The 661-nt window shown below is 63.1% G+C and carries 1 protein-coding gene; it reads left to right on the top strand.

All coding sequences use genetic code 11. The features are described from left to right. Nucleotides 1-661, top strand: a 661-nt coding sequence (locus B879_RS24240; protein WP_040401650.1) for a hypothetical protein, incomplete at both ends; no start/stop codon positions are given.

Below are 661 nucleotides of genomic sequence, written 5' to 3'. Positions count from 1 at the left end.
AATCTCGCTGGGCGTATCCGCGGTGCCGGCCATAGCCCAGCCAACTGATGCGTATTACGACTGTGAACACGGCTGGACCAGCGAGTTCTGCAACGAAGAAGAACCAGAGCAGGCACCCGAGCAGGTTAATCCGGCGGAATACCCCAAGCCTGGTACCGTCACCGCGGGAATGTCCATCCTGCCGGAGGCCGCGGGCTGGATCAAAGCATGGTCAAGCGAGATCGAATGGCTGCTCAACGGCGTCGAACAGCCTGTGCAGCGGGCGGAGGATGAGGAATTCGGCACCGATATAGTCGGTGGCAGCCGGTTCGTCGTTCCCGTCTCGGCCATCGGCAAACGCTTGGTCGTGCGCGTCCACATGGATGACGTTCTTGGGAAGTCATGGGTCGACGAGTTCGACCTGGGCTACGTCAAGGCCAACGTGTTCACCAAGGCACCTGCTCCCACATTCTCCGGAACGACGACGGCCGGCAACAAGCTCACCGCTTCGGCGGGCTCCTGGGCACCGAAGGCGTCGATCGCCTACCAGTGGTACCGCAACGGTACCCCGGTCCCCGGAGCAACCAAGCAGACCTACACCCTGGTGGCCGCCGATGCGGGCCGGCAGATCAAGGTCCGCACCCGCGCCACGGCCACCGGCGTCACCACGGTCGAGAAATTT

The sequence above is a fragment of the Cecembia lonarensis LW9 genome (assembly GCF_000298295.1).
In the GTDB taxonomy this organism is placed as follows: domain Bacteria; phylum Bacteroidota; class Bacteroidia; order Cytophagales; family Cyclobacteriaceae; genus Cecembia; species Cecembia lonarensis.
The sequence above is the reverse complement of the archived record's forward strand: the minus strand, read 5'-3'. Positions and strand labels throughout refer to the sequence as shown.